The 26,100-nt window shown below is 73.7% G+C and carries 17 protein-coding genes; 7 read left to right on the forward strand and 10 right to left on the reverse strand.

Annotated features, from left to right (window positions below):
- The coding region (locus AB0E62_RS30940; RefSeq protein ID WP_362201167.1) for an amino acid adenylation domain-containing protein at positions 1–2,785 on the forward strand (2,785 nt) is incomplete at its 5' end.
- A gap of 57 nt (positions 2,786–2,842) precedes the next feature.
- Here the strand turns inward: AB0E62_RS30940 and AB0E62_RS30945 are convergent.
- From AB0E62_RS30945 to AB0E62_RS30955, 3 genes are all read right to left on the reverse strand, one after another.
- Positions 2,843–4,051 (reverse strand): cytochrome P450, encoded by a 1,209-nt coding sequence (locus AB0E62_RS30945; protein WP_362201170.1) that lies wholly within the window; start codon positions 4,049–4,051, stop codon positions 2,843–2,845.
- Between the two features lie 257 nt (positions 4,052–4,308).
- Positions 4,309–4,521, reverse strand: a complete 213-nt coding sequence (locus AB0E62_RS30950) for a ferredoxin (protein ID WP_362201173.1) — start codon at positions 4,519–4,521, stop codon at positions 4,309–4,311.
- A gap of 3 nt (positions 4,522–4,524) precedes the next feature.
- Complete coding sequence (locus tag AB0E62_RS30955) at positions 4,525–5,697, reverse strand: cytochrome P450 (RefSeq protein WP_362201176.1); 1,173 nt, start codon at positions 5,695–5,697, stop codon at positions 4,525–4,527.
- A gap of 431 nt (positions 5,698–6,128) precedes the next feature.
- Between AB0E62_RS30955 and ddaH the strand changes: the two genes are divergently transcribed.
- Together ddaH and AB0E62_RS30965 are read left to right on the forward strand one after the other, a co-directional pair.
- The gene (gene ddaH, locus AB0E62_RS30960) at positions 6,129–6,968 is read left to right on the forward strand and encodes a dimethylargininase (protein WP_362201179.1); all 840 of its coding nucleotides are present in this window, start codon (positions 6,129–6,131) and stop codon (positions 6,966–6,968) included.
- Between the two features lie 146 nt (positions 6,969–7,114).
- Complete coding sequence (locus AB0E62_RS30965; RefSeq protein ID WP_362201181.1) at positions 7,115–9,898, forward strand: amino acid adenylation domain-containing protein; 2,784 nt, start codon at positions 7,115–7,117, stop codon at positions 9,896–9,898.
- Positions 9,899–9,960: 62 nt separating this feature from the next.
- On the opposite strand, the gene AB0E62_RS30970 is transcribed toward AB0E62_RS30965, so the two are convergent.
- The 4 genes from AB0E62_RS30970 to AB0E62_RS30985 form a co-directional block, all read right to left on the reverse strand.
- Positions 9,961–11,373 (reverse strand): serine hydrolase domain-containing protein, encoded by a 1,413-nt coding sequence (locus tag AB0E62_RS30970; RefSeq protein WP_362201184.1) that lies wholly within the window; start codon positions 11,371–11,373, stop codon positions 9,961–9,963.
- A gap of 203 nt (positions 11,374–11,576) precedes the next feature.
- Complete coding sequence (locus AB0E62_RS30975) at positions 11,577–12,368, reverse strand: ABC transporter permease (RefSeq protein WP_362201187.1); 792 nt, start codon at positions 12,366–12,368, stop codon at positions 11,577–11,579.
- Entirely contained in the window at positions 12,365–13,441 is a 1,077-nt protein-coding gene (locus tag AB0E62_RS30980) for an ATP-binding cassette domain-containing protein (RefSeq protein WP_362201190.1), read from the reverse strand. The genes AB0E62_RS30975 and AB0E62_RS30980 overlap by 4 nt, the downstream gene beginning before the upstream one ends.
- 97 nt (positions 13,442–13,538) lie before the next feature.
- Positions 13,539–16,667, reverse strand: a complete 3,129-nt coding sequence (locus AB0E62_RS30985) for a BTAD domain-containing putative transcriptional regulator (protein ID WP_362201193.1) — start codon at positions 16,665–16,667, stop codon at positions 13,539–13,541.
- A gap of 231 nt (positions 16,668–16,898) precedes the next feature.
- Between AB0E62_RS30985 and AB0E62_RS30990 the strand changes: the two genes are divergently transcribed.
- From AB0E62_RS30990 to AB0E62_RS31000, 3 genes are read left to right on the forward strand one after another with little or no spacing between them, the layout of a single operon-like run.
- Complete coding sequence (locus AB0E62_RS30990; RefSeq protein ID WP_362201196.1) at positions 16,899–19,103, forward strand: MMPL family transporter; 2,205 nt, start codon at positions 16,899–16,901, stop codon at positions 19,101–19,103.
- Between the two features lie 51 nt (positions 19,104–19,154).
- Positions 19,155–20,372 (forward strand): sensor histidine kinase, encoded by a 1,218-nt coding sequence (locus AB0E62_RS30995; RefSeq protein ID WP_362201199.1) that lies wholly within the window; start codon positions 19,155–19,157, stop codon positions 20,370–20,372.
- Complete coding sequence (locus AB0E62_RS31000) at positions 20,369–21,013, forward strand: response regulator transcription factor (protein ID WP_362201202.1); 645 nt, start codon at positions 20,369–20,371, stop codon at positions 21,011–21,013. The genes AB0E62_RS30995 and AB0E62_RS31000 overlap by 4 nt, the downstream gene beginning before the upstream one ends.
- Positions 21,014–21,049: 36 nt before the next feature.
- Here the strand turns inward: AB0E62_RS31000 and AB0E62_RS31005 are convergent, their stop codons facing one another.
- Complete coding sequence (locus AB0E62_RS31005; protein WP_362201205.1) at positions 21,050–21,595, reverse strand: DoxX family protein; 546 nt, start codon at positions 21,593–21,595, stop codon at positions 21,050–21,052.
- A 1,059-nt stretch (positions 21,596–22,654) separates the two neighbouring features.
- Between AB0E62_RS31005 and AB0E62_RS31010 the strand changes: the two genes are divergently transcribed.
- Positions 22,655–23,851 carry a D-alanyl-D-alanine carboxypeptidase gene (locus AB0E62_RS31010; RefSeq protein ID WP_362201208.1) on the forward strand — a complete coding sequence of 399 codons (1,197 nt, stop codon included), beginning with the start codon at positions 22,655–22,657 and terminating at the stop codon, positions 23,849–23,851.
- Positions 23,852–24,147: 296 nt separating this feature from the next.
- Here AB0E62_RS31010 and AB0E62_RS31015 read toward each other — a convergent pair whose 3' ends face one another.
- Both AB0E62_RS31015 and AB0E62_RS31020 read right to left on the reverse strand, forming a co-directional pair.
- Positions 24,148–24,906 carry an SDR family oxidoreductase gene (locus AB0E62_RS31015; protein ID WP_362201210.1) on the reverse strand — a complete coding sequence of 253 codons (759 nt, stop codon included), beginning with the start codon at positions 24,904–24,906 and terminating at the stop codon, positions 24,148–24,150.
- A 154-nt stretch (positions 24,907–25,060) separates the two neighbouring features.
- Complete coding sequence (locus AB0E62_RS31020; RefSeq protein WP_362201213.1) at positions 25,061–26,074, reverse strand: Gfo/Idh/MocA family oxidoreductase; 1,014 nt, start codon at positions 26,072–26,074, stop codon at positions 25,061–25,063.
- Positions 26,075–26,100: the final 26 nt, after the last annotated feature.

Here is a 26,100-nt window from a genome sequence, read left to right on the forward strand (position 1 = left end):
GGTCTTCGAGTCGTACCCGATGGACCAGGCCGGGCTGAGCGAGGCCAACGCCCGGGCCGGCATCACCTGCACCGGCATGCGCCCCTACGCCGGCAGCACGCACTATCCGCTGGCCGTGATCGCCCTGGCGACCTCGCGGCTCCAGCTGTCGCTCGAATACCGGCCGGACCTGTTCGCGCGCGATGCCGTGACCGGGGCCGGCGCCCGGCTGCTGCGGATCCTGCGGCAGTTCGCCGCCGATCCCGGCCGCAAGGTCGGCGCGACCGACATGCTGGACCCGGCCGACCGCGCCTGGCTGGAGGCGTTCAACGACACCGCGGCCCCGGTCCCCGGCCTGACGGTTCCGCAGCTCATCGCGCGGCAGGTCGAGGCGGCCCCGGACGCCGTCGCGGTGCGGTGCGGCGATGTCGCGTGGACCTACCGGGAGCTGGACGGCAGGGCCGACCGGGTGGCGTGCGCACTGGTACGGCACGGGGTCGGGCCCGAGTCCCTCGTCGGCCTCGCGCTGCCCCGGACGGCCGACATGGTCGCCGCCATGCTGGGGATCCTCAAGGCCGGCGCGGCCTACCTGCCGATCGACCCCAAGTACTCCAGCGACCGGCTGACGTTCATGCTGGAGGACGCCCGCCCGGTCCTCGTCCTCACCGACCGGGCGACCGCCCCCGCGCTGCCCCCGGCACACACGGCGCGGCTCCACCTGGAGGACATCGACCCGCACGGGGAGGCGGACCTCACCGTGCTGCCCGCGGGGCTGCGGCCGGACAACCTGGCGTACGTGATGTACACCTCCGGGTCCACGGGCACCCCGAAGGGCGCGGCGCTCACCCACGCGAACATCGTCAACCCGGTGACCCGGCTCGCCGAGATCCTCGGCTCCGGATCCGGTTCCCGCATGCTGGGCGCGGCGTCGATCAACTTCGACATCTCGGTGTTCGAGTACTTCCTCACCCTGAGCACCGGCGGTTGTGTCGAGCTGGTCCGGGACGTGCTGGTCCTCGGCGAGGGCGGCGACTGGGAGGGGCGCGTGGTGCACACCGTTCCCTCGGCACTGGGCGAACTGCTCGACCGGCGCACCGGCGAACTCGGTCTGGACACGGTGGTGCTGGCCGGGGAGGCGTTCCCGGCGGCGCTGCTGCACAAGATCCGCGCCGCGATGCCCGGAGCGCGCATCCTCAACGGTTACGGGCAGACCGAGGACTTCTACGCCATGACGTTCGAGGTCCCCGACGACTGGGACGGCGAGGGCGGCATGCCCATCGGGACGCCGCTGAGCAACATGCGGGTGTATGTGCTGGACGGGGGGCTGAACCCGGTCCCGGCGGGCGCGGTGGGCGAACTGTACGTGGCGGGCCGGGTGGGCCGGGGTTACTACGGGCGTCCGGGACTGACCGGGGAGCGCTTCGTCGCCGATCCGTACGGGCCGCCCGGTGACCGCATGTACCGCACCGGCGACCTCGCCCGGCGCACCCCCGAAGGGCACCTCGAGTTCGCCGGCCGCAACGACTCCCAGGTCAAGGTGCGGGGCTTCCGCGTGGAGCCGCGCGAGATCGAGGCCGCGCTCGCCGGGCATCCGGCGGTGGAGCGGGCGGTGGTGATCGCCCGTGACGGCCGGGGTTCCAGCAAGCAGCTCGTCGCCTACGCGGTCCTCACCGGGGGCGGCGACGCCCCGGCCGCGGGCGAGCTGCGCAGGTACGTGGCGGACCGGCTGCCGGAGTACATGGTCCCGGCCGCGATCGTGCCGATGGACCGGCTGCCGCTGACCCCCAACGGCAAACTGGACCGCGCGGCCCTGCCCGAGCCCGAGTTCACCGGCGAGGCCTACCGGGCCCCGCGCACGGCGCACGAGGCGCGCGTCGCCGCGTTGTTCGCCGAGGTACTGGGCCTCGACCGGGTGGGCATCGACGACAACTTCTTCGCCCTCGGCGGGCATTCGCTGCTGGCGACACAGCTCATCGGCCGGATCGACGCGGCCTTCGGCATCGCCCTGCCGATCCGGGCGGTGTTCGAGCGCCCCACCGTCGCCGAGCTGGCCGCCCGGCTGCGCACCGGGGCCGGCGCCCGGGTCGAGGACCCCTTCGCACCGCTGCTCACGATCCGGTCCGAGGGTGACGGCGCGCCGCTCTGGTTCGTCCAGCCCGGGTTCGGGCTCGGCTGGTCGTACCTCAACTTCGCCCCGCACGTACAGGACCGGCCGGTGTACGCCTTCCAGGCCCCGGCGTTCAGCGGGGCGCCCTCTCCCGGCTCCATGGAGCAGTTCGTCGACGGCTGCCTGCGACGGATGCGGGAGATCCAGCCCGAGGGGCCGTACCACCTGTTCGGCTGGTCGTTCGGCGGCACCGCCGCCCACGCGATGGCCGCCGAGCTGGAACGGCGTGGACACGAAGTGGGGCTGCTCGGGCTGCTGGACTGCGCGCCCAGCACCTACTTCCACGAGGCCGAGGTGCCCCCGCAGCAGGACGTGGAGAGCGTGCTGGGCGAGTACGTCGGCGCCCTGGCCGGCCCGGACGGCGCACAGGCGGTGGTGCGGACGGCGGCGGTCGCCTGGACCAACCACATGGAACTGCTGCGGGGCTTCACCTCGCCGGCGTACTCGGGGGACGCGCTGTTCTTCAAGGCCACGCTGAGCACGGACGGCACCTACGCCGGGGACGACGGGAACTGGCGGCAGCACATCGCCGGGAACATCGAGGTGTACGGCATCGAGGCCGACCACGCGGCCATGTGCGACCCGGCGCCCGCGGCGGAGATCAGCAGGGTCGTCAACCGGAAACTGGGCCGGGGATGACAAAGACGCGCTACCGGGGGGACGTCCCTCCGGTAGCGCGTCCGGGCCGGTCGCCGGTTACCAGGTGACGGGCAGCTCGACGAGGCCGAAGACGCCCTCGTCGTCGCTCTTGTACCGCAACTCGTCGAACGGGACGGCCAGCTCCATTCCCGGAAGGCGGGCGCACAGCGCGTCGAAGACGACCTGGAACTCCAGCCGCGCCAGGCTCTGGCCGAGACACTGGTGCGGCCCGAACCCGAAGGCCAGGTGGCCGCGGGCCGGGCGGTCGATGTCGAACACGTCGGGCTCGGGGAACGCCTCCGGATCGCGGTCGGCCGCGTTGGTCAGCGCGACCACGCCCTCGCCGGCGCGGATCAGCCTGCCGCCGACCTCGATGTCCTCGGTCGCGACCCGGGTCATCGTCAGCTCGGCGATGGTGAAGTAGCGCAGCATCTCCTCCACCGCCTGCGGGGTCAGCGACGGGTCCGCGGTGATCCGCGCACGCACCTCCGGGTGCCGCAGCAGCATCATCGCGCCGAGCGAGATCATGCTGGTCATGTTCTCGGACCCGCCGATGAACAGCAGCAGGGCCAGGCCCGTCAGCCACGTACGGTCGTAGTCGCCGCTCTCCTTGTTCTTGGCGATCTGCCTGCTGAGCAGATCGTCGCCCGGATCCGTCTCCTTCTTGCCGATCAGGTCCATCAGATAGCCGCTGAGCGCGCCGAACGCCTCGTCCCGCTCGGACTCCGAGGTCAGTCCGCTGATCAGCAGGGAGTTCGTGGAGAGGAACCACTGGTGGTCGGCGCGCGGGATCCCGAGCTGTTCGAACATCACGAGCGCCGGCACCGGAACGGCGAACTCGGCCACCAGGTCGACCGGCCGCGGCCCCCGCAGCAGGGCGTCGAGCCGCTCGGCGACGATGCGCTCGACCCGGGGCCGCAGGTCCCGGGTCCGTTTCGCGGTGTACTCGCTGATCACCTTGCGGCGGGCTTCGTTGTGGGTCGGCGGATCCATGTGGATCAGCAGCTGGATGGGCTGCTCACTGGGCCTCTCCGGGGTGAAGAACGGATATCCCGGAAGCCGGACGTCCGAGCTGAACCGGGGGTCGGCGAGTATCGCGCGGATGTCCGCGTAGCGGGTCAGGACCCAGGCCTCGTCCTTGTTCGGCAGCCGGAAGCGGGCGACCGGCTCCTTCTCCCGCAGCTCGGCGTACCGGGCGGGCGGGGAGAAGGGGCAGGTACGGGGGATGGGCAGCGTCCTGTCGGCCGGCGCGGCGTGTTCGCTCACGTTGCGTGCTCCAATCGTCTGGGGTGACGTCATCGGTGGTGACGCCGCGGAGCGGCCCTCCGGCCCGGGCCGCGACGCGGTGCCGGCACGCGCGAGAGGGGGCCGGACGTGATCTCGACGTGCCGGGAGGGCGACGCGGCGCCGCCGGGTGGCGGATACGGGCGACGAGGCCGGCGGCGGGGCCACCCCGCGGCCGGGCTCCGGGCGCCGTCAGCGCCCGGCCGGCGACCGCGCCGCCCGGACCGCGCCGTCGCGTGTCATCGTGGGTCGCCGTCCGGGAGGACGGTGATCGCGCTCATCGGGCACAGGTGGGCCGCCTGACGGGCCGCCGCCCCGGCTGCTCCCCGGGACGGCGCCGGATCGAGCAACAGCACCCTCCCCTCCTCGTCGTCCTGGTCGAACACCTCGGGAGCGGCCAGCACACACATACCGGCACCGACGCAGCGCTCCCGGTCCACGCGGAGCTCCACCGCCTACGTCCGGTCCCAGGCGACGGGAAGGCGGTCCACACCGAAGACATCCGAGTTGAACCTGAGCGGCACGTCCTCGGGCGCGATGTCCAGGCGCAGTCCGGGGAACCGGTTGAGCAGTGCGGGAAGCGCGACCCGCATCTCGACGCGCGCCAGGTCCTTGCCCATGCACAGGTGGACGCCGCGGCCGAAGGCCACGTGCCCCGCGGCCTGCCGTCGCAGGTCCAGGGTGTCGGGGTCGGGGAACTTCCTCGGGTCGCGGTTGGCCGCCTGGTTCGACAGGGCGACGCTCTCGCCCGCCTTGATCAGCTGACCGCCGAGTTCGACGTCCTCGAGCGCCGCCCGCGCCCCGGTGTGGGTGATGGTCAGGTAGCGCAGCAGCTCCTCGACGGCCCGGTCGGTGAGGCCCGGGTCGGACCGCAGGGCGGCGAGCTGGTCGGGGTTGCGCAGCAGCACCCAGGTGCCCAGGGCGATCATGTTGGCGGTGGTCTCGAAGCCCGCGCCCAGCATCAGCGCCGCGATGTTGGCGATCTCCTCGTCCGTGAGGTCGGTGCCGGTCAGCTCGCTCATCAGGTCCTCGGCCGGCTTGGCGCGCTTGGCCGCCACCAGCTCGGTCAGGTACTCCTGGATGGCGACGAGGCAGGCCCACTGCTCCTCCGTCGGGAGATCGTTGTTGTTCACCCCGATCGCATTGCTCTGGAAGGACTCGCGGTCGGAGTAGGGCACGCCGAGGAGTTCGCAGATCACCAGCGCGGGGATGGGCAGCGCGTACGCCTCCACCAGGTCCACCGGCGGACCGTGCTCCTCCATGGCGTCCAGGTACTCGTCGGCGATCTCCTGGATGCGCCCGGCCAGCCGGTCCATCTGGCGGCTGCTGAACCGGGGTTTGAGCAGACTGCGGTAGCGCGCGGACTCGGGCAGGTCCATTCCGCCGAACATCCCGGGCGGGGCGGGCGGGAGCATGCCCTTGGTGCCCGCGCCGGGCAGCGGGGAGTGGATGAGCTCGAACCGCGCGCTGAACCGGTTGTCCTCCAGCACCGCGCGGACGAGTTCGTGACTGGTCACCAGCCAGCCCGTGTGTCCGTCGGGGAAGACCATCCGGACCACGGGTTCTTCCTCGCGCAGCTTCGCCAGTTCCTCGGGGGGATCGAAGGGGCAGCCCGCGGGGCGTGTCACGGGCAGTTCCGGCAATTCACTGACAGGGCGGGACATGAGTCTCCCTTTCTTCGGATAGGTGCAGGGCACCGGACGGCCCCCGGGCCGCCGGGCCCGCGCTCCACGCCGCACCGGACCTCGGGCCCGGACCGCACGGAACCGGACCGGCTCGGCCGCGCGCGACGGCGGGTGACACAAAGCCGGGTACGAACGTCCGGATCGTCGTCACCGGAGGAAACAGAACCGCCGCGGAGGGCCGCCGAGGCTTCTGCCGGCGTCCGGAAGACCTGGTGAAATAGCGTGCGTCCCGCCGAACGCTACAGCCTGGCCCGGGTAATTGCTATCGTCTTCCCGGCGCCGCGGTTCCATGGGAATATCGGCTGTCCTGTCGACGGGACACACGTTGATTCCAGCCTTTCCGGAACAGCCCCGAGCGCAAAGGACTCAAACCATTGCAGCGAAACACGGAGCGACGTTCGACCCGTATCAGGACGGCGACCCGGCGGCGTTACCTCATGTGCCGTCCGACGTATTTCGACGTCACCTATTCGATCAACGTCTGGATGGACCCCGCCCGGCCGACGTCCGCCGCGCTCGGTCAGGAGCAGTGGAAGCGGCTGCACGACACGTTCATCACGCTCGGTCACGACGTGGAGCTGATCGATCCCCAACCCGGCCTGCCCGACATGGTGTTCTCCGCGAACGGTGCGATGGCCGTGGACGGCAGGGCGCTCGTCGCCAGGTTCCGCAACCGGCAGCGGACCGACGAGTCGGCGGCCTACCTCGACTGGTTCCGCGCCGCCGGCTGGTCCGAGGTGCGGCAGGCCGAGTACATCAACGAGGGAGAGGGCGATTTCCTCTTCACCGGCCGGGAGATCCTGGCCGGCAGCGGATTCCGCAGCGACCCGCGCGCATGCCGTGAAGTGCAGGAGTTCTTCAGCCTTCCCGTAGTGCCCCTGGTGCTTGTCGACCCGCGGTTCTACCACCTCGACACGGCTCTCGCCGTACTCGGCCACGGGGAAATCATGTACTATGCGGACGCGTTTTCCGAAGAAAGTCGTGCCGTGCTGGCCGAACGATTCCCGGACGCCATTCTGGCCGACGAAGCGGATGCCGCCGTCTTCGGCCTGAACGCGGTGTCCGACGGGAAGAACGTGATTCTGCCGGGGCAGGCGACCGGACTCGCCGACCAGCTGCGCCAGCGCGGTTACACACCGGTCGGCGCCGACCTGACCGAACTCCTCAAGGCCGGCGGAAGCGTCAAGTGCTGCACCCTCGAACTGCGGGAGTGAACGAGCCCCCAGTGGTCCGCGGAAACCGGGAAGCGCCGGGGCCGCTCGCGCGCCCTCGGGCGTCCCGTCGGCGGGACAGCCGCCCCGGCCCGGTTCCGCACGGCTCGGCCGGCCCGCTACGCAGGAGCGAGAAGGAGTAGCCACGCATGATCCCGTTGCCGCCCGCGCAGCGCGCCGCGGAGCCCGTCCACCGGCCGAACGAGTCGCCGGCGCCGGGCCACACCACCTGGGCATGGCGGATGACCGGCCCCCTGGACCGGGCGGCCCTCGCGGCGGCGATGGGCGACGTGCTGGCCCGCCACGCCAGTCCCCGCACGGCACCCGTCACGCCCGCACCGCCCCCGCCACACCGGCCGGCGGACGAACACCCGCTCGCGGACGAAGGTCCGCTCGCGGAAGATGCCCGACCCCCCGTGCCCGTACGCGAGCTGGCGCCCCGGGACGTACCCGCCGCGGTGCGGGACGCGGCCCGCCGCCCGTTCGGTCCGGCGGAGACCGTGCCGGCCAGGGCGCACCTGCTGGCCTGCGCGCCCGATGAGCACGTACTGCTCCTGGTCCTGCACCCCGGTGCCGCGGACCGGGGCCTGACGGCGCCCCTGGTGCGCGACCTGCCGGCCGCCTACACCGCACGGCGCGCCGGCACCCCGCCCTCCTGGCCCGACCCCGCCCCGCCCCCCGCCCCGCCCCCCGCCGCCGTCGCGCCCGGGCCGGCCGGGGACCACCACCGTGACACGGTGGACCTCCCCCTCGAACCCGGACTCGCGGACCGGATCCGCGCGTTGGCGAAGGACCGGGACACGACCACCCCCCTGGTCCTGCGCTGCGCGCTCGCGGTGCTCTGGCACCACCTCGGCGGTTGCACCGGCACGCCGACCGCTTCGCTGACCCGGGCAGACGGCCCCGCCGCGGCGGCCGGCTCGGACGACCCCTACGGCACCATCCGCGTGCGGCGCACGGACCTGTCGGCCAACCCGGCCTTCACCACGCTCCTCGACACCGTACGGGACCGGGACCCCGGCCCCCCGGACGAGTCCCCGGGCGCCCCCGGCCCCCGCCGCCCGCTGTTCCGGACGGTACTCGCACACCGCCACCGCACCGCGCCGCACCTCGACCTGCCGGGCCTCACGGTGGCCGAGGAACCGGCGGGCACCCCCGGCGCCCGCGCCGACCTGGCCCTCACCGTCACCGCCGCCGGTGCGGACGGCCGGGAACTGACCGCCACCGTCGAGTACACCCCCGCCCTGTTCGAGCGCTCGGCGGCAAAGACGCTCGCGGGCCGGTATCTGCGGGTGCTGCGGCAGGTGGCGGCGGATCCCGGCACGCGGGTGGCGGCGGTCGACGTCACGGACACGGCCGAGCGCTACCGGCTGCTGGAGGAACTGGTCGACACGGCGGTGCCCACGCCCCCGCTGACCATCCCGCAACTGGTGGAGCGACAGGTCGCGGCGACCCCGGACGCGGTGGCCGTCGTGTGCGCCGGCCGGTCGCTGACCTACCGGGAACTGAACGCCCGGGCCGACCGGCTGGCGGCCGCGCTGATCCGGGCCGGACTCGGCCCCGAGGCCCTGGTGGGGCTGGCACTGCCCCGCTCGGCCGACCTGGTGGTGGCCCTGCTGGGGGTCCTGAAGAGCGGCGCCGGATACCTGCCGATCGACCCCCGCTACCCCGGCCGGAGGCTGAGCTTCCTGCTCTCCGACGCCGCCCCCGGCCTCATCCTCACGGACGCCGCGACCGTCCGGACACTGCCCGGCCACGGCATCCCCTGCCACTACCTGGAGTCCTTCGACCTCGACGGCGTCACGAAGGAGCCCGACGGCGATCCGGCGCGCCCGACGCTGCGCCCGGACCACCTGGCGTACCTGATGTACACCTCGGGCTCGACCGGCGCGCCCAAGGGCGTGGCGATCACCCACGCCAACGTGGTCAACGGCGTGTCCCGGCTGGCCGTGACCGCGGACCTGCGACCGGGGGCGCGCGTACTGGCGGGGACGTCGGTCAACTTCGACGTCTCGGTCTTCGAGGTGTTCGCGGCGCTGAGCACCGGCGCCACGGTCGAGGTGGTCCGCGACATCCTCGTGCTCGCGGAACGCGGCGGATGGAACGGCAGCGTCGTGCACACCGTCCCCTCCATGCTCGCGGAGATGCTGGAGCGGATCACCGGCCGGGTGACCGTGGACGTACTGATGTGCGCGGGCGAGCCGCTGACGGCCGCGCTGACGCGGCGGGTGCACACCGCGCTGCCCGGCACACGGCTGATCAACGCCTACGGGCAGACGGAGAGTTTCTACGCCACGACGTACACCGTCCCCCGGGACCGCACCGGCACCGGTACCGGCAGCGTGCCCATCCCCATCGGCCGCCCGCTGGGCAACATGCGCGCCTATGTGCTCGGCCCCGGCCTCGTCCCGGTGCCACCCGGCGTGGCGGGGGAGCTGTACGTCGCGGGCTCGATCGGCCGCGGCTACCACGCCCGGCCCGGCCTGACCGCCGAGCGGTTCGTCGCGGACCCGTTCGGCCTGCCCGGGCAGCGCATGTACCGCACGGGCGACCTGGCCCGCTGGAACGCGGACGGGCAACTGGAGCACCTCGGGCGCTCCGACACCCAGATGAAGATCCGCGGGATCCGGATCGAGGCCGCCGAGATCGAAGCCGTCCTGGCCACCCACCCGGGCATCACCCAGGCCGTGGTGGCCGTCAGGCCCGGGCGCGGCTCCGGCGGCGGCAGGCTCGTCGCCTATCTGGTCCCCGCCGCACCGGGGCCGGGACACCCCGGGGGCGGTCTCGACCCCAGGCGGCTGCGCCGGTTCGTCGCCGACCAACTCCCCGACTTCATGATCCCCTCCGCGTTCGTCGTCCTCGACCGCCTCCCGCTGGGCCCCAACGGAAAGCTGGACCGGCGCGGACTGCCCGAACCCCGGCAGAGCCGCTGACCGAGGCCGGCCCCGCGCACCACGCGGCCGGGGGAAGCGGAGGGACACCGGGGGCGACGCCCTCAGGAGACCTTCGGGGCCGCCCGCATGCCGAAGTAGACGTAGGGCGTACGGTCCGGAAGCGTCCCGAACACCAGCGGCAGCCAGGGCGCGCTCACCGGACCGGTCCCCGGCATGGCGAGCACCGAGTCGGACACCGGCACCAGTTCCGACTCGATCGGCGGTGAATACTTCGCCACCCCGCCGGTCAGCTCCAGCCGCACCCGCGGCACACCGGCACGCTCGCCGACCCTGATCCGCACGCCCTCCCGCTCGTACGTGCCCGCGAGCGCGCCCACGTCGACCGGCCGGGGCTCCTCGGGAGGGGCGAACACGTCCGGCAGCCGCACCCCGGCCAGCTCCCCCAGCAACTCCTGGAACAGGTCGACGAAGAAACTCGTCGCACTGCCCCCGTTCGTCAGCAGGGCGCCGACGACCCCGCTGCCGGGCACCACCCGCACATACGAGAACTGCCCGACCACGGCCCCGTCGTGACCGTAACCGGGGACACCGTCCCAGTCGTACAGCGCCCATCCGTGCCCCCACCCCTGCGCCATGAACGACCACGGGTCCCGGCAGTCCGCCACGCGCCGGCGCATCGTCGCCGCCGACCCGGCCGACAGCACGCGGGTGCCGTCCGGCGCGAGACCGTCGTCCAGATGCATCCGCGCGAAGCGCACCACGTCCCCGGCGGTGACCAGGACACGCCCGTACGGTCCGGCCGACCGCGGCAGCATGTCCCACACCGGCGCGGGCTCCGGCTCGTCCTCCAGCTCGCCGACATGGCTCATGGCCACCCGGAACCGCAGCGCCTCCTCGGGAAGGGTCATCGAGTGCTCCAGGCCCAGCGGGGTCAGCAACCGGTCGCGCAGCGCGTCGTCCCAGGTCTGCCCGGTGAGCACCTCCACGATCCGGCCGAGGATCGCGTACCCGGTGCTGCAGTAGGACACGATGGTCCCCGGCGGACAGTCCTGGCCCACGTCCGCGCACGCCTCCACATAGCGGGCCAGGCAGTCGTCACCGCGACCGGTGTCATAGGTGAACTCCCCGCCGATCCCGCTGGTGTGGCTCAGCAGCTGCCCGACCGTCACGGACTTGGTGACCTCGTCGTCGGCGACCGAGAAGTCCGGCAGCACGTCCACCACCCGGGTGTCCAGCCGCAGTTCACCGGCGTCGACCAGCTGCATCACCAGCGTCGCCGTGTACACCTTGGCGATCGAGCCGCACTGGAACACCGAATCCGGGGTGACCCGCACCCCGGTGTCCCGGTGCAGCACGCCGCTGGCCAGCTCGTGGATCTCACCGTCCACCAGTACCGCGAGCGCCGCACCCGGCACGTGGTACCGGGAACGCAGTACGTCGAGGCGGTCCTGCCAGTGGGCACGGTCGAACCCATGGCGCCCTTTCCCCTTGTCGTCGATCGTCGCGGTGGACACGGCGTCGGTCTCCCTTCGTGGGCGGAGGTTGCTGGAACGGGGCTGGAACGTGAGCCGTGAGCGCCGGCCGGGCACGGCGAGCGGGCCGTGGCCACGAGGCGGACGGGACGGAGGTCCGGGGCCGGCGAGCGAGGGGGGTCGCCCCGGGGCGGAGTGGCTCCGCCCCGGGGCGGTACGGGCTGCGGGGGATTCAGCCCGTGCTCTTACCGCGATTCGCGGGTGAACAGTGACCTCGACCAGTAGTAGCCGAGGACGGCCAGGCCCACGGACCAGGCCAGGGTGAGCCATCCGTCGTGCCCGATCCCGCTGCCGAGCAGCAGGCCGCGCACCGTCTCGATGGCCGGGGTGAAGGGCTGGTACTCGGCGATGGGCCGGAACCAGCCCGGCATCGCGTCGACCGGGACGAAGGCGCTGGAGATGAACGGCAGGATGACCAGCGGCACCGCGTTGTTGCCCGCCGCCTCACCGTTCGGGCTGGCCATGCCCACGGCGATCGCCATCCACGTGAACGCCAGGGCGACCAGCGCGAGCAGCACGAACGCCGCCAGCCACTCCAGCACGGTGGCGTCCGAGGACCGGAATCCGATGGCGACGGCGACGGCGCCGACCAGGGTCACGCTGAGCATCGACCGCAGCACACTGCCCGCCACATGCCCGATGAGCACCGAACCACGGTGGATCGCCATCGTGCGGAACCGGGCCATGATGCCCTCGGTCATGTCGTCGGCGACGGACACCGACGTACCCACCAGCGTGGTGCCGATGGTCATCATCAGGATGCCCGGGGTGATGTAGGCGACGTACGCGGAGCGGTCGGCACCGCCGCCACCGATGCCCGCGCTCATCACGTCACCGAAGACGTACACGAACAGCAGCAGCATGATCAGCGGCGTCAGCACGACGTTCAGGGTGAGCGCCGGGTAGCGCCGCGCGTGCAGCAGATTGCGGCGCACCATGGTCGTCGAGTCGCGCACGGCCAGGGACAGGGAGCTCATCGCACGGCCTCCTTCCGGGGCTGGGCCAGACCGCCGGTCAGGGCGAAGAACACGTCGTCGAGGTCGGGAGTGTGCACGGTCAGCTCGTCCGCCTCGATACCGGCCGCGTCCAGCCAGTCCAGGATGGACCGCAGCTCCCGCTGGCTGCCGTCACTGGGGATCTTCAGGGCCAGCGCCTCGTCGTCCCGGGTGACCTCCCGCAGGGCGAAGCCGGAGGAGTCGAGCCAGTCGAGGATGGACCGCAGCTCGCGCCGGCTGCCGTCGCTGCTCCCCTGCATCGCCAGCGCCTCGTCGTCGGTGGTGGCCTCGCTCAGCGCGACGACCGCCGACCGGTACGCGGCCGGGTCGGCGAACCGCAGCCGCACGTGTCCGCCGGGGACGAGCCGCTTGAGTTCCTCGGCGGTCCCCTCGGCAGCGATCCTGCCCTCGCTCAGCACCGCGATGCGGTCGGCGAGTTCGTCGGCCTCCTCCAGGTACTGGGTGGTGAGGAAGACGGTGACGCCGTCGGCGACCAGCTCGCGGATGATCTGCCAGGTGTTGTGGCGGCTGCGCGGATCTAGCCCGGTGGTCGGCTCGTCCAGGAAGATGATCCGCGGATCGCCGACGAGCGTCATCGCGATGTCCAGACGGCGCTTCGTCCCGCCGGAATAGGTCGACGCGGGCTTCTTCGCCACGTCCGTCAGGTGGAAGCGCTCCAGCAGCTCCGCGACGGTGCGGCGGCCCTCGGCGCGGGGCAGATGGTGCAGGTCCGCCATGAGGAGCATGTTCTCCTCGCCGGTGATCAGCCCGTCGACGGCGGAGAACTGCCCGGTGACCCCGATCGCGGCCCGCACCGCCTGCGGCTCGGCGGCCAGGTCGTGACCGCCGACGTACAGTTCGTCGGCCTCGCCGCGGACGAGCGTGGAAAGGATCTTGACGGTGGTCGTCTTCCCGGCGCCGTTCGGGCCGAGCAGCGAGAAGATGGTCCCGGACGGCACCGTCAGGTCGATGCCGTCGAGGATCGTCTTGTCCCCGTACGACTTGCGGAGCCCTCTGGCCGCGATGGCGAGTGATTGCGATGCCGTTGTCGTCATGCCACCGAGAGTGCGGCACGGCGCCTTCAGCGCGGTTTCACACCGGCTTCAGCGCCCTGAAACCGGCCCGGACACCGCCTGACCGGCACCGATGCGTTCAGCCGCCTCCTGTGACGAGCGCGCGGGCCGCGTCCTGCAACTCGTCCCGGCCCAGGGCGGCGTACCGCGCCACCGCGGCGGCGTACGCCGCGGCGTCCGCGTCCTTCGCGGCCTGCCGGGCGCGGGCCGCCGACATCGTCGGCTGGAACTCGCGCAGCACCCGCAGCTGTTCGGCCAGGGCGATCATCCGTACGGCCGAGGCGTCACCGGAGGCGAGCCCCGCCATGCCGAGCGCGTGCAGCACCGTGCCCAGCACCGGCAGTTCCCGGGGGGTGCGGGGCGGACCGGAGAGCAGCGCGTGCAGCCGCTGCCGCAGCCGGTCGACCGGCTCCGCGAGGAGTTCGAGACGGCCGGCGTGCGCGTGCGCCGTCACCGCGGCCGACTGGATCTCCAGCGCCCACGGGTCGAGCCAGGGGTCGTCACCGGGCGCCGAGCCGGCCTGCGGCATCTGCGCCACGGCGCCGCGCCACAGCCCGAGACCGGTCTCCGTCAGCCCCCGGGCCAGCGCGATCTCGGCGCGTCCGGCGAGGTCGGGGACGGCGTCGTTGCGCGGGGTGCTGTCGCCCTCCGCCTGCCGCAGCCAGTACTCGGCCTCGTCGGGGTCGTTCCGCTGCAGGCAGGCCAGGACCAGACCCCGGCGGATGCCGATGGCGTCGTGCTCGTCGTCCAGGCGCGGCAGCGCCTCGAGCGCCGCCTTGAGGTGCCCGTACGCCGCCTCGCCCTGTTCCGTCTGAAGACACATGTCGCTCAGCCGCGCATGGCCCATGACCTGCATGGACGGGTTGGCGACCGACGCCAGCGCGGTGATCGTCCGGCGGGCCGACGCGAGGGCGCGGTCGATGTCGTGCTCGTACTCCCAGACATAGCTGGCCACGCACTCGGCGATGCCGGCGACCAGCGGCCGCTCGCTGGCGCACAGCCGCCGCAGCACCTCGTAGCCGGGGGGCCGCATCTCCGGGATCGCCCTCAGCACCACCGCGGTCGCCCGCAGCAGCGTGTCCGGCTCCGCGGGCGGCAGCCGCCGCAGCGTGACCAGCTGCCGGGCCACGGTCACCTGCGGGCGATAGCCCATGAGGAGGCTCGCCGTGCACAGCACCGTGGCGGCGCGGGTGACCTCGACGTGCTCGGGCGCGGGGCGGTAGTGCGACAGCGGCGGACCGGTGTCGGCGGCCAGCGCGGCCAGCCGGGGGTAGTTGGAATCGGTGAACCACGAGGCGGCCAGGACGGCGGTCAGCGCGGCGACGGCGGGACCGTCCCCGCGGGCCAGCGCGTACCGCAACGCCAGCACGAGGTTGTCCTGTTCGGCCCTGACCTCGTCCCAGGCCGCCAGCGGCTCCGCCCCGAAGAGCACGTCGTGGTACGCGAGGCCGAAGTCCCGCGCCCAGTCCACGAACCGGTCGACCGCCTCGTCCTCCTCGCCGGCCTCCGCCCGGCGCGCCGCGCTGAACTCCCGTACCGTCTCCAGCATCCGGCACCGCACGCCCCGCCGGGTGTCGACGACGGTCAGCAGCGACTGGCCGGCCAGCTGCTCCAGCAGGAACAGGGCGTCCGCGCCCAGTATCCGCTCCGCCGCCTCGCCGGAGAAGCCGCCGGGGAAGACCGACAGGAAGCGCAGCGCCGCCCGCGCGTCCTCCGAGAGCAGGTTCCAGCTCCACTCCACGACCGCGTGCAGCGTGCGATGGCGCTCCGGCACGTCCCGCGCCCCGCCGCGCAGCAGCGCGAACCGGTCGCCGATGCGGCGGGCGATCTCCGGCACCGACATCACCCGCACCCGTGCCGCGGCCAGCTCCACGGCGAGCGGCAGCCCGTCGAGGTGGCGGCACAGCTCGGCCACCGCCTCCGGCGGCAGCCGCACTCCGGGCCGGGCGGCCCGGGCCCGCTGGCCGAACAGCTCGACCGTCGTCTCCAGGCCGAGCTCGGGCAGCGCGTACACCGCCTCCGACGTCAGGCCCAGCGGGGCCCGGCTGGTGGCGAGCACCCGCAGGTCCTTGGAGGCCGAGACCAGGGCCCGCACGAGATCGGCGACGCCCCGGATGACGTGCTCGCAGTTGTCCAGGGCCAGCAGCGTGGGCCCCGAGCCGAGCACGCCGAGGATGCCGGTGACCGGGTCGGCCGGGGCATGGCCGCCGACACCGCCGTGCCGCCCCTCGCCCGCCCCGAGCGCGGAGGCCACCTCCCGGGCCACGTCCTCGTCCGCGGTGACGCCGACCAGGGGCACGAAGTGCACCACGCGCTGTTCGGCGCGGCGGCTGACCGCGTGCGCGAGCCGGGTCTTGCCGAGGCCGCCGGGGCCGACGACGGTGACCACGCGCGAGGCACGCACCAGCCGCTCCACCGCCGCGATGTCCTCCTCCCGGCCGAGGAGCGGGTTCGGCTCGTGCGGCACCCCGTGCCTGACCACCGGTGCCTCACCCCGCAGCAGTTCCTGCTGTACGGCCTTCAGCCCGGGGCCCGGGTCGGTGCCGAGTTCGTCGCGCAGCTCACGGCGGTAGGCCTCGTACCGCGTCAGCGCGGCGGACGGGCCCGCCGTCGCCGCCTCGCCGCGCAGCAGCTCGGCCAGCACCTCCTCGTCGCGCGGACGCTCCGCGGCGGCCACGGCCAGCGGCCCGGCCGCCTCCGCGTGCCGGCCCAGCCGGGCCAGCGCGAGCGCCCGCGCGCGTACCAGCGCGCCGCGGACGGGGGCGCACCGGCCGCGCAGCGCGGCCACCGGGTCGTACGGGTCGTCGGCCCCGGCCGGGGTGCCGTCCCACAGCGCGAGCCCGGCCTCGGCCGCGGCGAGCGACCCCGCGTGGTCGCCGGCCCGGGCCCGGTCCGCGCTCGCGGCGGCGTGCAGCAGCAGGGCGGAACTGTCGACCTGTTCCTCGGCGAGGGCGAGCCGGTATCCGGTCGGCGTGCTCTCCAGGACGTCCGCGCCCAGCAGCGCCCGCGCCCTGGACACCAGGACCTGCACCGCCTTTCCCGGCCGGTCCGGCAGCTCGTCCGGCCACAGTCCCGCCACCAGCTGCTCGATGCCGCAACCGGTGCGCACATCGCCCGCGAGCAGGGCGAGCAGACCGCGGAGCCGGGGAGCGGTGACCTCCTGCCCGCGGTAGGCGACACGCGGCAGCAGCGTCAAGTCAGTGCTCATTCCCGCAGATTAACCAAGTGGCGGGCCGCCGCACTCGCTGGTTCTCGGACGACGACGGACCGCGCCGGAACCGCCTGTCCGACCCCCGCGAGCCGTGCCGGACGCTCCGCGCGGCCGGCGGTGTCCGCGTACCGCCGGCCACGGGCCCGGCCGGGTCCACCAGGTGGTGGACCCCAGGTTCAACCGGTCGCCGCTGTCGGCGCCGTGCCCGTGGCCAAGAGCATGGTCGGCATGAGGAATCTCCCTGTGCGCATGGCTCGTTGGAGCGCCGCCCACCCGTGGCGGGGCATCGTCGGCTGGCTGGTGTTCGTCGTGCTGTGCCTCGGCATCGGCATCTCGGTGGGCGCCAACCCGGCGACCTCCGAGGACTTCCGGATCGGCGAGGCCGGACGCGGTGAGGCGCTCGCCGCCGAGGGCGGGTTGCAGCAACGGCCCGTGGAACACGTCCTGATCACCGCGAGGCCCGGCGGCGGCCGGCTCGACACCGGCGCCGCCGACGCGGCCGCCGCCGACCTCACCGCCCTGATGCGAAGGCTCCCCGAGGTACGCTCCGTCGCCGCGCCGGCGCACGACGCGCACCACACCGCCGTACGGGTCACCGTCACCCTCAACGGCCCCGAACTCGAAGGGAAGAAGCACGTCGAGCCGCTGCTCGCGCAGACCGCCGCCGTGCAGAAGGCCCACCCCGGGCTGCGGATCGAGGAGACCGGATCGCCCTCCATCAGCAAGGGGGTGGAGAAGCTGCGCGGCGACGACCTGTCCCGCACCGAGGTCATCGCCCTGCCGGTCACCCTGCTCACCCTGCTGCTGGTCTTCAGCTCCCTCGCCATGGCCCTCGTACCGCTGCTGCTCGCCCTGTCCTCGATCGTGGCGGCCGTGGGCCTGTCGATGGCGGCCTCGCACGTCTTCCCGGACGCGGGAGTGGGCACCAACGTCATCCTGCTCATCGGTCTCGCCGTCGGCGTCGACTACACCCTCTTCTACCTCAAGCGGGAACGGGAGGAACGCGCCAGGAGCGGGGGCCGGCTGAACCCGCGGGCCGTCGTCGAGGTCGCCGCCGCCACCTCCGGGCGTGCCGTCGTCCTCTCCGGGCTCGCCGTCGCCGTGTCCAGCGCCACGCTCTACCTCGCCGACGACGTCATCTTCTCCTCCATCGCCACCGGCGCCGTCGTCGTCACCCTCGTCGCCGTCGTCAGCTCCCTGACCGTCCTGCCCGCGCTGCTCGCCCAGCTGGGGCTGCGCGCCGAGCGCCGGGCCGAGCGCCGGGCCGCCCGCGGGCTCGCGCCGAAGAAGCCGAAGACGTACCGGACCGGACCGGGCCGGCTCACCGCCGCCGTGCTGCGGCCCGTCGCCAAGCGGCCCGCCGCCACCCTCCTGGTCACGGTCCTCGCGCTGCTCGCCCTGGCCGCCCCGCTCCTCGGCCTGAAACTCACCGACATGGGCCGCGAGACCCACTCCCGCTCCATCGCCGCCATGCAGGTCTACGACCGGCTCAACGCGGCCTTCCCCGAGCTGAAGTCCATGCACCAGGTCGTCGTCCGCGCCGACGCCGGCCGCTCGGCCGAGGTCACCACCGCCCTGCGCGCACTCGCCGCCGACGCCGCGGACGACCCGCGCCTGAGCGGCAACTCCACCCTGACCACCTCGCCCGACAAGCGGATCAGCATGCTCCAGCTCCAGGTCCCGCACCATGTCAGCACGGACCAGGCCCAGAGCTCCCTGAAGGACCTGCGCGAGCGGTACGTCCCCGGGACCGTCGGCCGGATCAAGGGCGCCGAGACCGCCGTGACCGGCGACGTCGCCCGCTACGCCGACTACCCGGCCCACCAGGAACAGAAGCTGCCGCTCATCATCGCGGCGCTCCTCCTGGTCACCTTCGCCATGACGGTCTGGGCGTTCCGCTCCGTCGTCCTCGGCCTGGTCGGCATCCTCCTCAACCTGCTGTCCGCCGCCGCCTCGCTCGGCGTCCTCGTCCTGGTCTTCCAGCACACCTGGGCCGAGGGCCTGGTCGACTTCACCTCCACCGGATCGATCGGCTCCCGCGTCCCGCTGTTCCTCTTCGTCATCCTGTTCGGCCTGTCCATGGACTACCAGGTCTTCGTGATCAGCCGGATCCGGGAGGCCGCGCTGCGCGGAGTCCCGACCCGCAAGGCCGTCCTGGAGGGCATCGGCAGCTCGGCCGGCGTGGTCACCAGCGCCGCCGTCGTCATGGTCACCGTCTTCGCCAGCTTCGCCGCCCTGCACCTGATCGAGATGAAGCAGATCGGCTTCAGCCTCGCCGTCGCCGTCCTGCTGGACGCCTTCGTCATCCGCATGCTGGTCCTGCCCTCCCTGATGCTGCTGCTCGGCGAGGCCAACTGGTGGCCCTCCCGGGGAGTGCGCCGCGCCCGCGACACCGCCGTGACCACGCCCCGCCCGCTGGAACCGGTGAGCTGACCGGCACCGCCGATAGAATTCCGAACACCCTTACGGATGAGGTGAGTCAGCGTGGCCCAGGGGCAGCGGCAGCCGAACGAGCGGCTCACCCCGGACCGGATCCGGCTGTGGAACGCGGCGGTCTGGATCCTGTTCGGCCTGCTGCCGACGGCCGGCGGCGTCCTCGACCGCTCGCCGGCCCGGCAGTACGGGATGTACGGCCTGCTCGCCCTGACCGCCCTGTGCCACGCCGCCACCCTCCTCAGGCCGGGGGCCCGCCTCCTGGACCGCCGCGCCTACCTGGGCCTCCTCGCCCTCGCCCTCGGCGGCAGCGCGTACCTCCTCGACGGCGGGGCCGCCTTCTACGTCGTGTCCCTGCCGCAGTTCTGGCTCTACACCCGCACCCCCCGCGACGCGCTCGCCCTCAGCGGCGCCGCCGCCGTCCTCACCGTGTTCGGCGGCACCCTCGGCCAGGGCTGGAGTCCCGACCTCCTCACCGGCAACACGGTGTTCACCCTCGCCGGCTACGCCCTCGGGTCCGGCCTCGGCCTGTGGATCGACCGCTTCATCGGCCAGAGCAACGAGCGGCAGGAGCGGCTCACCGCCGAACTCGCCCTCGCCCAGGAGGAACTGGCCCGCGCCCACCAGCGCCAGGGCGCCGCCGAGGAACGCGAGCGGATGGCCCGGGAGATCCACGACACGCTGGCCCAGGGCTTCGCCTCCATCGTCGTCCTCGCCGAGGCCGCCCGCGCCGCCCTCGCCACCGACCCGGCGCGCAGCGCCCACCAGCTCGCCTCCATCGAGCGGACCGCGCGCGAGAACCTCACCGAGGCCCGGATCCTCGTCGGCTCGGTCCCGGCGAGCGGCGTCGCCCCCGGCTCGGTCGCCACCACCCTGCGCCGCACCCTGGACCGCTTCGCCCAGGACACCGGCCTCACCGTCACCGCCGAACTGCCCGACATCGACCTCGACCAGCGCACCCGGGTCGCCCTGCTGCGCTGCACCCAGGAGTCCCTCGCCAACGTACGGAAACACTCCGGCGCCTCCACCGTCGGCGTCGTCCTCGGCGAGGTCCCCGGCGGCGTGGAACTGGAGATCACCGACGACGGCGAGGGGTTCGTCGTCGCGGAGTCCCGCGGCTTCGGCCTCGACGGCATGCGCCGGCGCCTCGCCGAACTCGACGGCGAACTCACCGTCACCAGCTCCCTCGGTGACGGCACCCGCGTCCTCGCCACCCTGCCCACGCCCGCCCGGCGGCCGGGCCCCGCCGACCACGAAGGAACCAGATGACCGACACCGCCCCCGACCGGATCCGGGTCGTCGTGGTCGACGACCACGCCGTGATGCGCGCCGGCGTCGTCGCCCTGCTGGCCGGGGAGCCCACCATCGAGATCGTCGGCGAGGCGGGCGACGGCCGTGAGGGCGTCGGCCTGGTCCGGGCGCTCGCCCCCGACGTGGCCCTCCTCGACCTGCGCATGCCGGTGCTCGACGGGGTCGCCGCCACCACCGAGATCGTCGCCCTGCCGGTGCCGACCCGGGTACTGATCCTCACCACCTACGACACGGACGCCGAGATCGAACGGGCCGTGGAGGCCGGCGCCGTCGGCTACCTGCTCAAGGACACCACCCGCGAGCAGCTCGCCGACGCCATCCGCTCGGCGGCACGCGGCGAGACGGTCCTCGCGCCCAAGGTCGCCGAACGCCTCGTGGCCCGCATGCGCCGCCCCGAACCCGTCACCCTCACCGCCCGCGAACGCGATGTGCTGCGCGCGGTCGCCGACGGCCTGTCCAACGCCGAGATCGGCCGCCGCCTGGTGATCGGCGAGGCCACGGTGAAGACCCACCTCCTGCGCGTCTTCGCCAAGCTCGACGTCAGCGACCGCACCCGCGCGGTCGTCGTCGCCCTGGAACGCGGGCTGCTGGCGGGCTGACGGCCCCCGCGCCTGCGGCCCCCGCCGGTCGCCGGCTCACTCCTCGAACAGCGTCTCCTGCCCGCCCTCCGCCGTGCGCCGCAGCCGGCGGGTGCGTGTCCCCACCACCGCGGCCGTCACCGCCGTCGCCACGCCCAGGGCGGCCGGGACCATCCAGCCGCGGTCGAGGACGTGTCCGAGGGCGTGGTCGAGGGAGAGCCGGCCGGGACCGGTGACGGCCAGCCCGGCCGCGACCAGGCCCAGGACCGCCGGGTGCTCGTAGCCGCCCTCCTGCGCGAAGAAGCCGTTGGGCACGTGCACCGCCGCCGCCCCGGCCATCCCGCCGGCCGCCGCCGCGCCCGCCGCCGGGGTCGCGAGGCCGAGCGCCAGCAGGGTGCCGCCGCCGGTCTCCGCGAGGCCCGCCGCCAGCGCGCTGGGCTTGCCGGGCACGTAGCCGACGGACTCCATGAACTGGCCGGTGCCCTCCAGGCCGTGCCCGCCGAACCAGCCGAACAGCTTCTGCGCGCCGTGCGCCGCCAGCACCCCTCCGGTGCCCAGCCGGAGCAGCAGCAGGCCCAGATCACGTCGGTCGTAACAGGTCACGGTCACTCCCAGCAGACAGGCGGACAGACGTCCCCCGGTTCCCGGGGTGCCCCGGGTGGCTCCCTCCCGGAGCCCCCGCTCCGGACCCCATGACCCCACCCTCGCACCCGCGACCCCGTCCGGCCCCTCCTGACCGCCGTTCGGGTGGCGGCCCCGGGGCGCGGCAGAACTGACCCGGCTCCTCGGCGCCCCGGCCGTCCGGCTTGGGCGACTGGGCCGGTCGGGCGCGGCGTCCCTGGCCGCTCGGGCGCGGAGGCGCGGCTCGCCCGGCTTGGGTGGCTTGGCCGGTGGGGCGCGGAGGCGCGGCTTGTCCGGCTTGGGCGAACTGGCCGGTGGGGCTCGACTTCCTGGCTGGCTGGGCTCGGTGTCCCGGCCGGTCGGGCTTGGTGACCCTGGGGGAGCGGCGTCGGTGGCTTGGTCGTCTGGCCTGGGTGGCTTGGCTGGTGGGGCATGGAGGCGCGGCTTGGCCGGCTTGGGTGGTTTGGCTGATCGGGCTGGACTCCGGCTCGTCGAGCTTGGTGAGCCGTTCCGGTCGGCCGGCTTGGGTGAACTGGCCGGTGGGGCTCGGCTTCCTGGCTGGCTGGGCTCGGTGTCCCGGCCGGTCGGGCTCGGCGACCCGGCCGGTCAGGCTCGGCGACCCTGGGGGAGCGGCGTCGGTGACCTGGCCGTCTGGCCTGGGTGGCTTGGTCGGTCCGGTTCGGAGGTGCGGCTCGGCCGGCTTGGGTGAACTGGCCGGTGGGGCTCGGCTTCCTGGCTGGCCGGGCCCGGTGACTCGGTCGCCCGCTTCTGCTGCTCGTCCCGGCAGGCTCGGTGACCCTGTCCTTCGGGCCCCGCCCGTGTCTTCGGGGGGCCAAGGGGCCGGTGCCCGGTGCGCGGGCGTGCCGCTCACCGCCGGTCTGTGAGCGGGCCGTCCAACTCCAGGGCGCGCACGAGGGGTTCGTGCGTGCCGTGCTCGCGGGTGCCCACGGCCGGGCAGCGGCGGGCACGTCCGCGGCGTGATCCGGTCCGTACGCCCCTCCGATCGCATATCGCCCGCACGGCGCGGTGTACGGTCCCCGGGTGCGTGAATGTTCCCGGCTCAGCCGGCGGGCCGTCCTCGGGCTGACGGCCGCCGCCCTGCCCCTGTCCACGGTCACCGACGCCGCCGCGGCCACCCCGGTCGTCGGGGGCGAACGTCTGGCCCGTACCGGCGTCCAGGTGCGCGGCGCCTCGGGACTGCCCAAGAAGCTCACCGCGCGCGCCTGGCTGGTCGCCGACTGCGCGAGCGGGGAGGTGCTCGCCTCGTTCGACGCGCACCGGCGGCTCGCGCCCGCGTCCACGCTGAAGATGCTGTTCGCGGACACCGTGCTGAAGAAGTTCGACCGCGCCCGCCGGTACAAGGTCACCGACGCCGACCTCGCCGACGTCCCGGCCGGCTCCAGCCTCGTCGGCATCAAGCCCGGCATCACCTACACCGTCGACCAGTTGTGGCAGGGCGTCTTCCTGCGCTCCGGCAACGACGCCGTGCACGTGCTGTCCCACATGAACGGCGGCATCGCCAGGACCGTCGCCGAGATGCAGGCCAAGGCCGCGGACCTGCAAGCCCTGGACACCCATGTGGTGAGCCCCGACGGCTTCGACCACAAGGGGCAGCTCTCCTCGGCGTACGACCTCACCCTCTTCGCCCGCCACGGGCTGAAGGACGCCGACTTCCGGGGCTACTGCGGCACCAGGACGGCCGACTTCCCGGCGGGCGGCAAGAAGACGTTCCAGATCCAGAACACCGACCGCCTGCTGACCGGAGCATGGGGCCTGAAGACGTACGACGGCCTGATCGGTGTGAAGAACGGCTACACCAGCCACGCCGGGAACACCTTCACCGGCGCGGCCACCCGTGGCGGACGCACCCTGCTGGTGACCGTGATGCATCCCGAGTCCGGCGGCAACGCCGTCTACGAGGAGACCGCCGCGCTGCTCGACTGGGGCTTCACCCACGGGCGGGCGGCCCGGGCCGTCGGCACGCTGGTCACCCCGCTCAGCGAGGGCGGGGCGAGCGCGAGCCCGGCACCCGGGCGGCAGGCGGTGCGCGCGGCGGCCGGCGCCCCCGGCACGGCGGCCCTCGGCGGCAAAGGCTCCGCCGGCCCCGTCGCGGCGGCCGGCGCCGGCGCGCTCGCCCTCCTGGGCGCGGGCGTCTGGGCCCTGCGCCGCCGCCGGACCCGCGCGGCGACGGCCGGTGACGGCGAGGGGACCGAGCGGGCGGGGGAGAGGCGGGACTGAGCGCTCGCGGCCGCCTGTGGGCGACCCGCACCGGCCGTGCGGGAGGGCGACGGCGCTGATGCGCCGCGCGCGTATGCGGCGGCCGTTCCCCGGCCGGTCCGGCCTCGCGGTGGCGCGAGGCACGTCCCCCCTGGTGCGGTCCGGTGGAACGGCCGCCGTCTCCCCCTCGGAGTGGCTCGCGGAACCCTCGTCCCCCAACTGTGAAGCTCCGGTGGAGAAAAGTTGAGCACACGTCCATGACGAGCGGCAATACCGCGGCGGCCCCAGCCCCGCCCGCGCGTGCGGCCGGGCGCGGCTCAGCCCCGTCCGATGTACGGCATCGTCGTCGCCAGCACCGTCGCGAACTGCACGTTCGCCTCCAGCGGCAGCTCCGCCATGTGCCGTACCGTGCGCGCCACATCGGCCACGTCCATCACCGGTTCCGGGGCGACCTCCCCGTTTGCCTGGAGTGCACCCGTCTGCATCCGCGCCGTCATGTCGGTCGCCGCGTTGCCGATGTCGATCTGGCCGACCGCGATGCCGTACGGCCGCCCGTCCAGGGAAAGCGACTTGGTGAGGCCGGTCAGCGCGTGCTTGGTCGCGGTGTAGGCGACCGAGTGCGGGCGGGGCGTGTGCGCCGAGATGGAACCGTTGTTGATGATCCGGCCGCCCCGCGGGTCCTGCTCCTTCATCCGCCGGTAGGCGGCCTGCGCGCACAGGAACGCCCCGTTGAGGTTGGTGTCCACCACGTGCCGCCAGGCGTCGTACGACAGTTCCTCCACCGGGACCCCGCCGGGCCCGAAGGTGCCCGCGTTGTTGAACAGCAGGTCCACCCGGCCGAACCGCTCCACGACCGCCGTGAACAGCGCGTCCACGTCCTCGGGCCGGGACACGTCGGCGGGCACGGCGAGCGAGGCCGCCTCCGGCACCAGCGCCGCCGTCTGCGCCAGCGGCTCGGCCCGCCGGCCGGCCAGCGCCACGGACCAGCCGGCGCGCAGCAGTTCCACGGCGACGGCCCGCCCGATGCCGGACCCGGCCCCGGTCACCACCGCGATCTTCGAGTTCCTGTCAGTCATGCCTCCGCAGCGTAGGCGGAGAGTCCGTCATGCGGAATCCGCTGTCCGCCATACGGTTGCCGAGCGAGAACGGGCGGCCCGCCGTACGGTTGCCCGGCGCGGACGGACCGCCCGCCGTACGCCTGGACGCCCACCGGCTCAGACGCCCACAGCTTCAGACGCCCACCGGCTCCGCGTCCCCGGGATACCGCACCCCCACCCGCTCCCGCACCGCGTCCAGCGTGCGCATCACCGCGAGCGTGCCCTCCAGCGGCACCAGCGGCGACTCCTTCTCGCCCGCCCGCAGCGCCCGCATGACCTCCCGCGCCTCGTGCCGCAGGCTGGTGCGCGGCCCGTCGGCGGGGTCGGCGGCGAACTCCTCGGGGTCCCGGCCCTCCCGGTGCAGCACGAACCGCTCCGGGTGGAAGAACCCGGACGGCACGTCGATCCGCCCGCGCGTGCCGGTGACCGACGCGGTGACCCCCGTACCGCCGGTGATCGAGCAGTGCAGCGCGGCCAGCGCGCCGCTCTCCCAGGACAGCACGGCCCCCGTCTGGAGGTCGACGCCCTCGGGCGAGAGCACCGCGCTCGCGGTGATGCCGTCCGGCTCACCGAGCAGCAGCTGAGCGAACGCCACCGGGTACACCCCCAGGTCCAGCAGCGCCCCGCCGCCCAGTGCCGGGTCGCGCAGCCGGTGCCCGGCGGGGAACGGCCCGGCGATCCCGAAGTCCGCCTGCACGGTGCGCACGTCGCCGATCGCCCCGTCCGCCACCAGCGCCTTCAGCCGCCGGACCAGCGGATTGCAGTACATCCACATCGCCTCCATCAGGAAGCGGCCGTGCTCCCGGGCCAGCGCGACGAGTTCCTCCGCCTCGCGCAGGTTCAGCGTGAACGGCTTCTCGCACAGCACGTTCCGGCCCGCCGCCAGGCACAGCCCGGCCGCCGCCCGGTGCGCCGAGTGCGGGGTGGCGACGTAGACGACGTCCACGTCCTCGTCGGCGGCCAGCGACTCCCAGTCGCCGTAGGCCCGTTCGGCCCCGAACCGCTCGGCGAACGCCTCGGCCGACTCCCGCCGGCGCGAGGCCACCGCCGCGATCTCCGCGTCCGGGAGATCCACCAGATCCGCCGCGAACGCCGCCGCGATCCCGCCGGTCGCCAGGATCCCCCACCGCACGCTCTGTTCCGCCATCGCCGCCCCGCCCTCGCTCGTGTGTG

Source organism: Streptomyces sp. NPDC038707 (assembly GCF_040636485.1).
Lineage (GTDB): Bacteria > Actinomycetota > Actinomycetes > Streptomycetales > Streptomycetaceae > Streptomyces.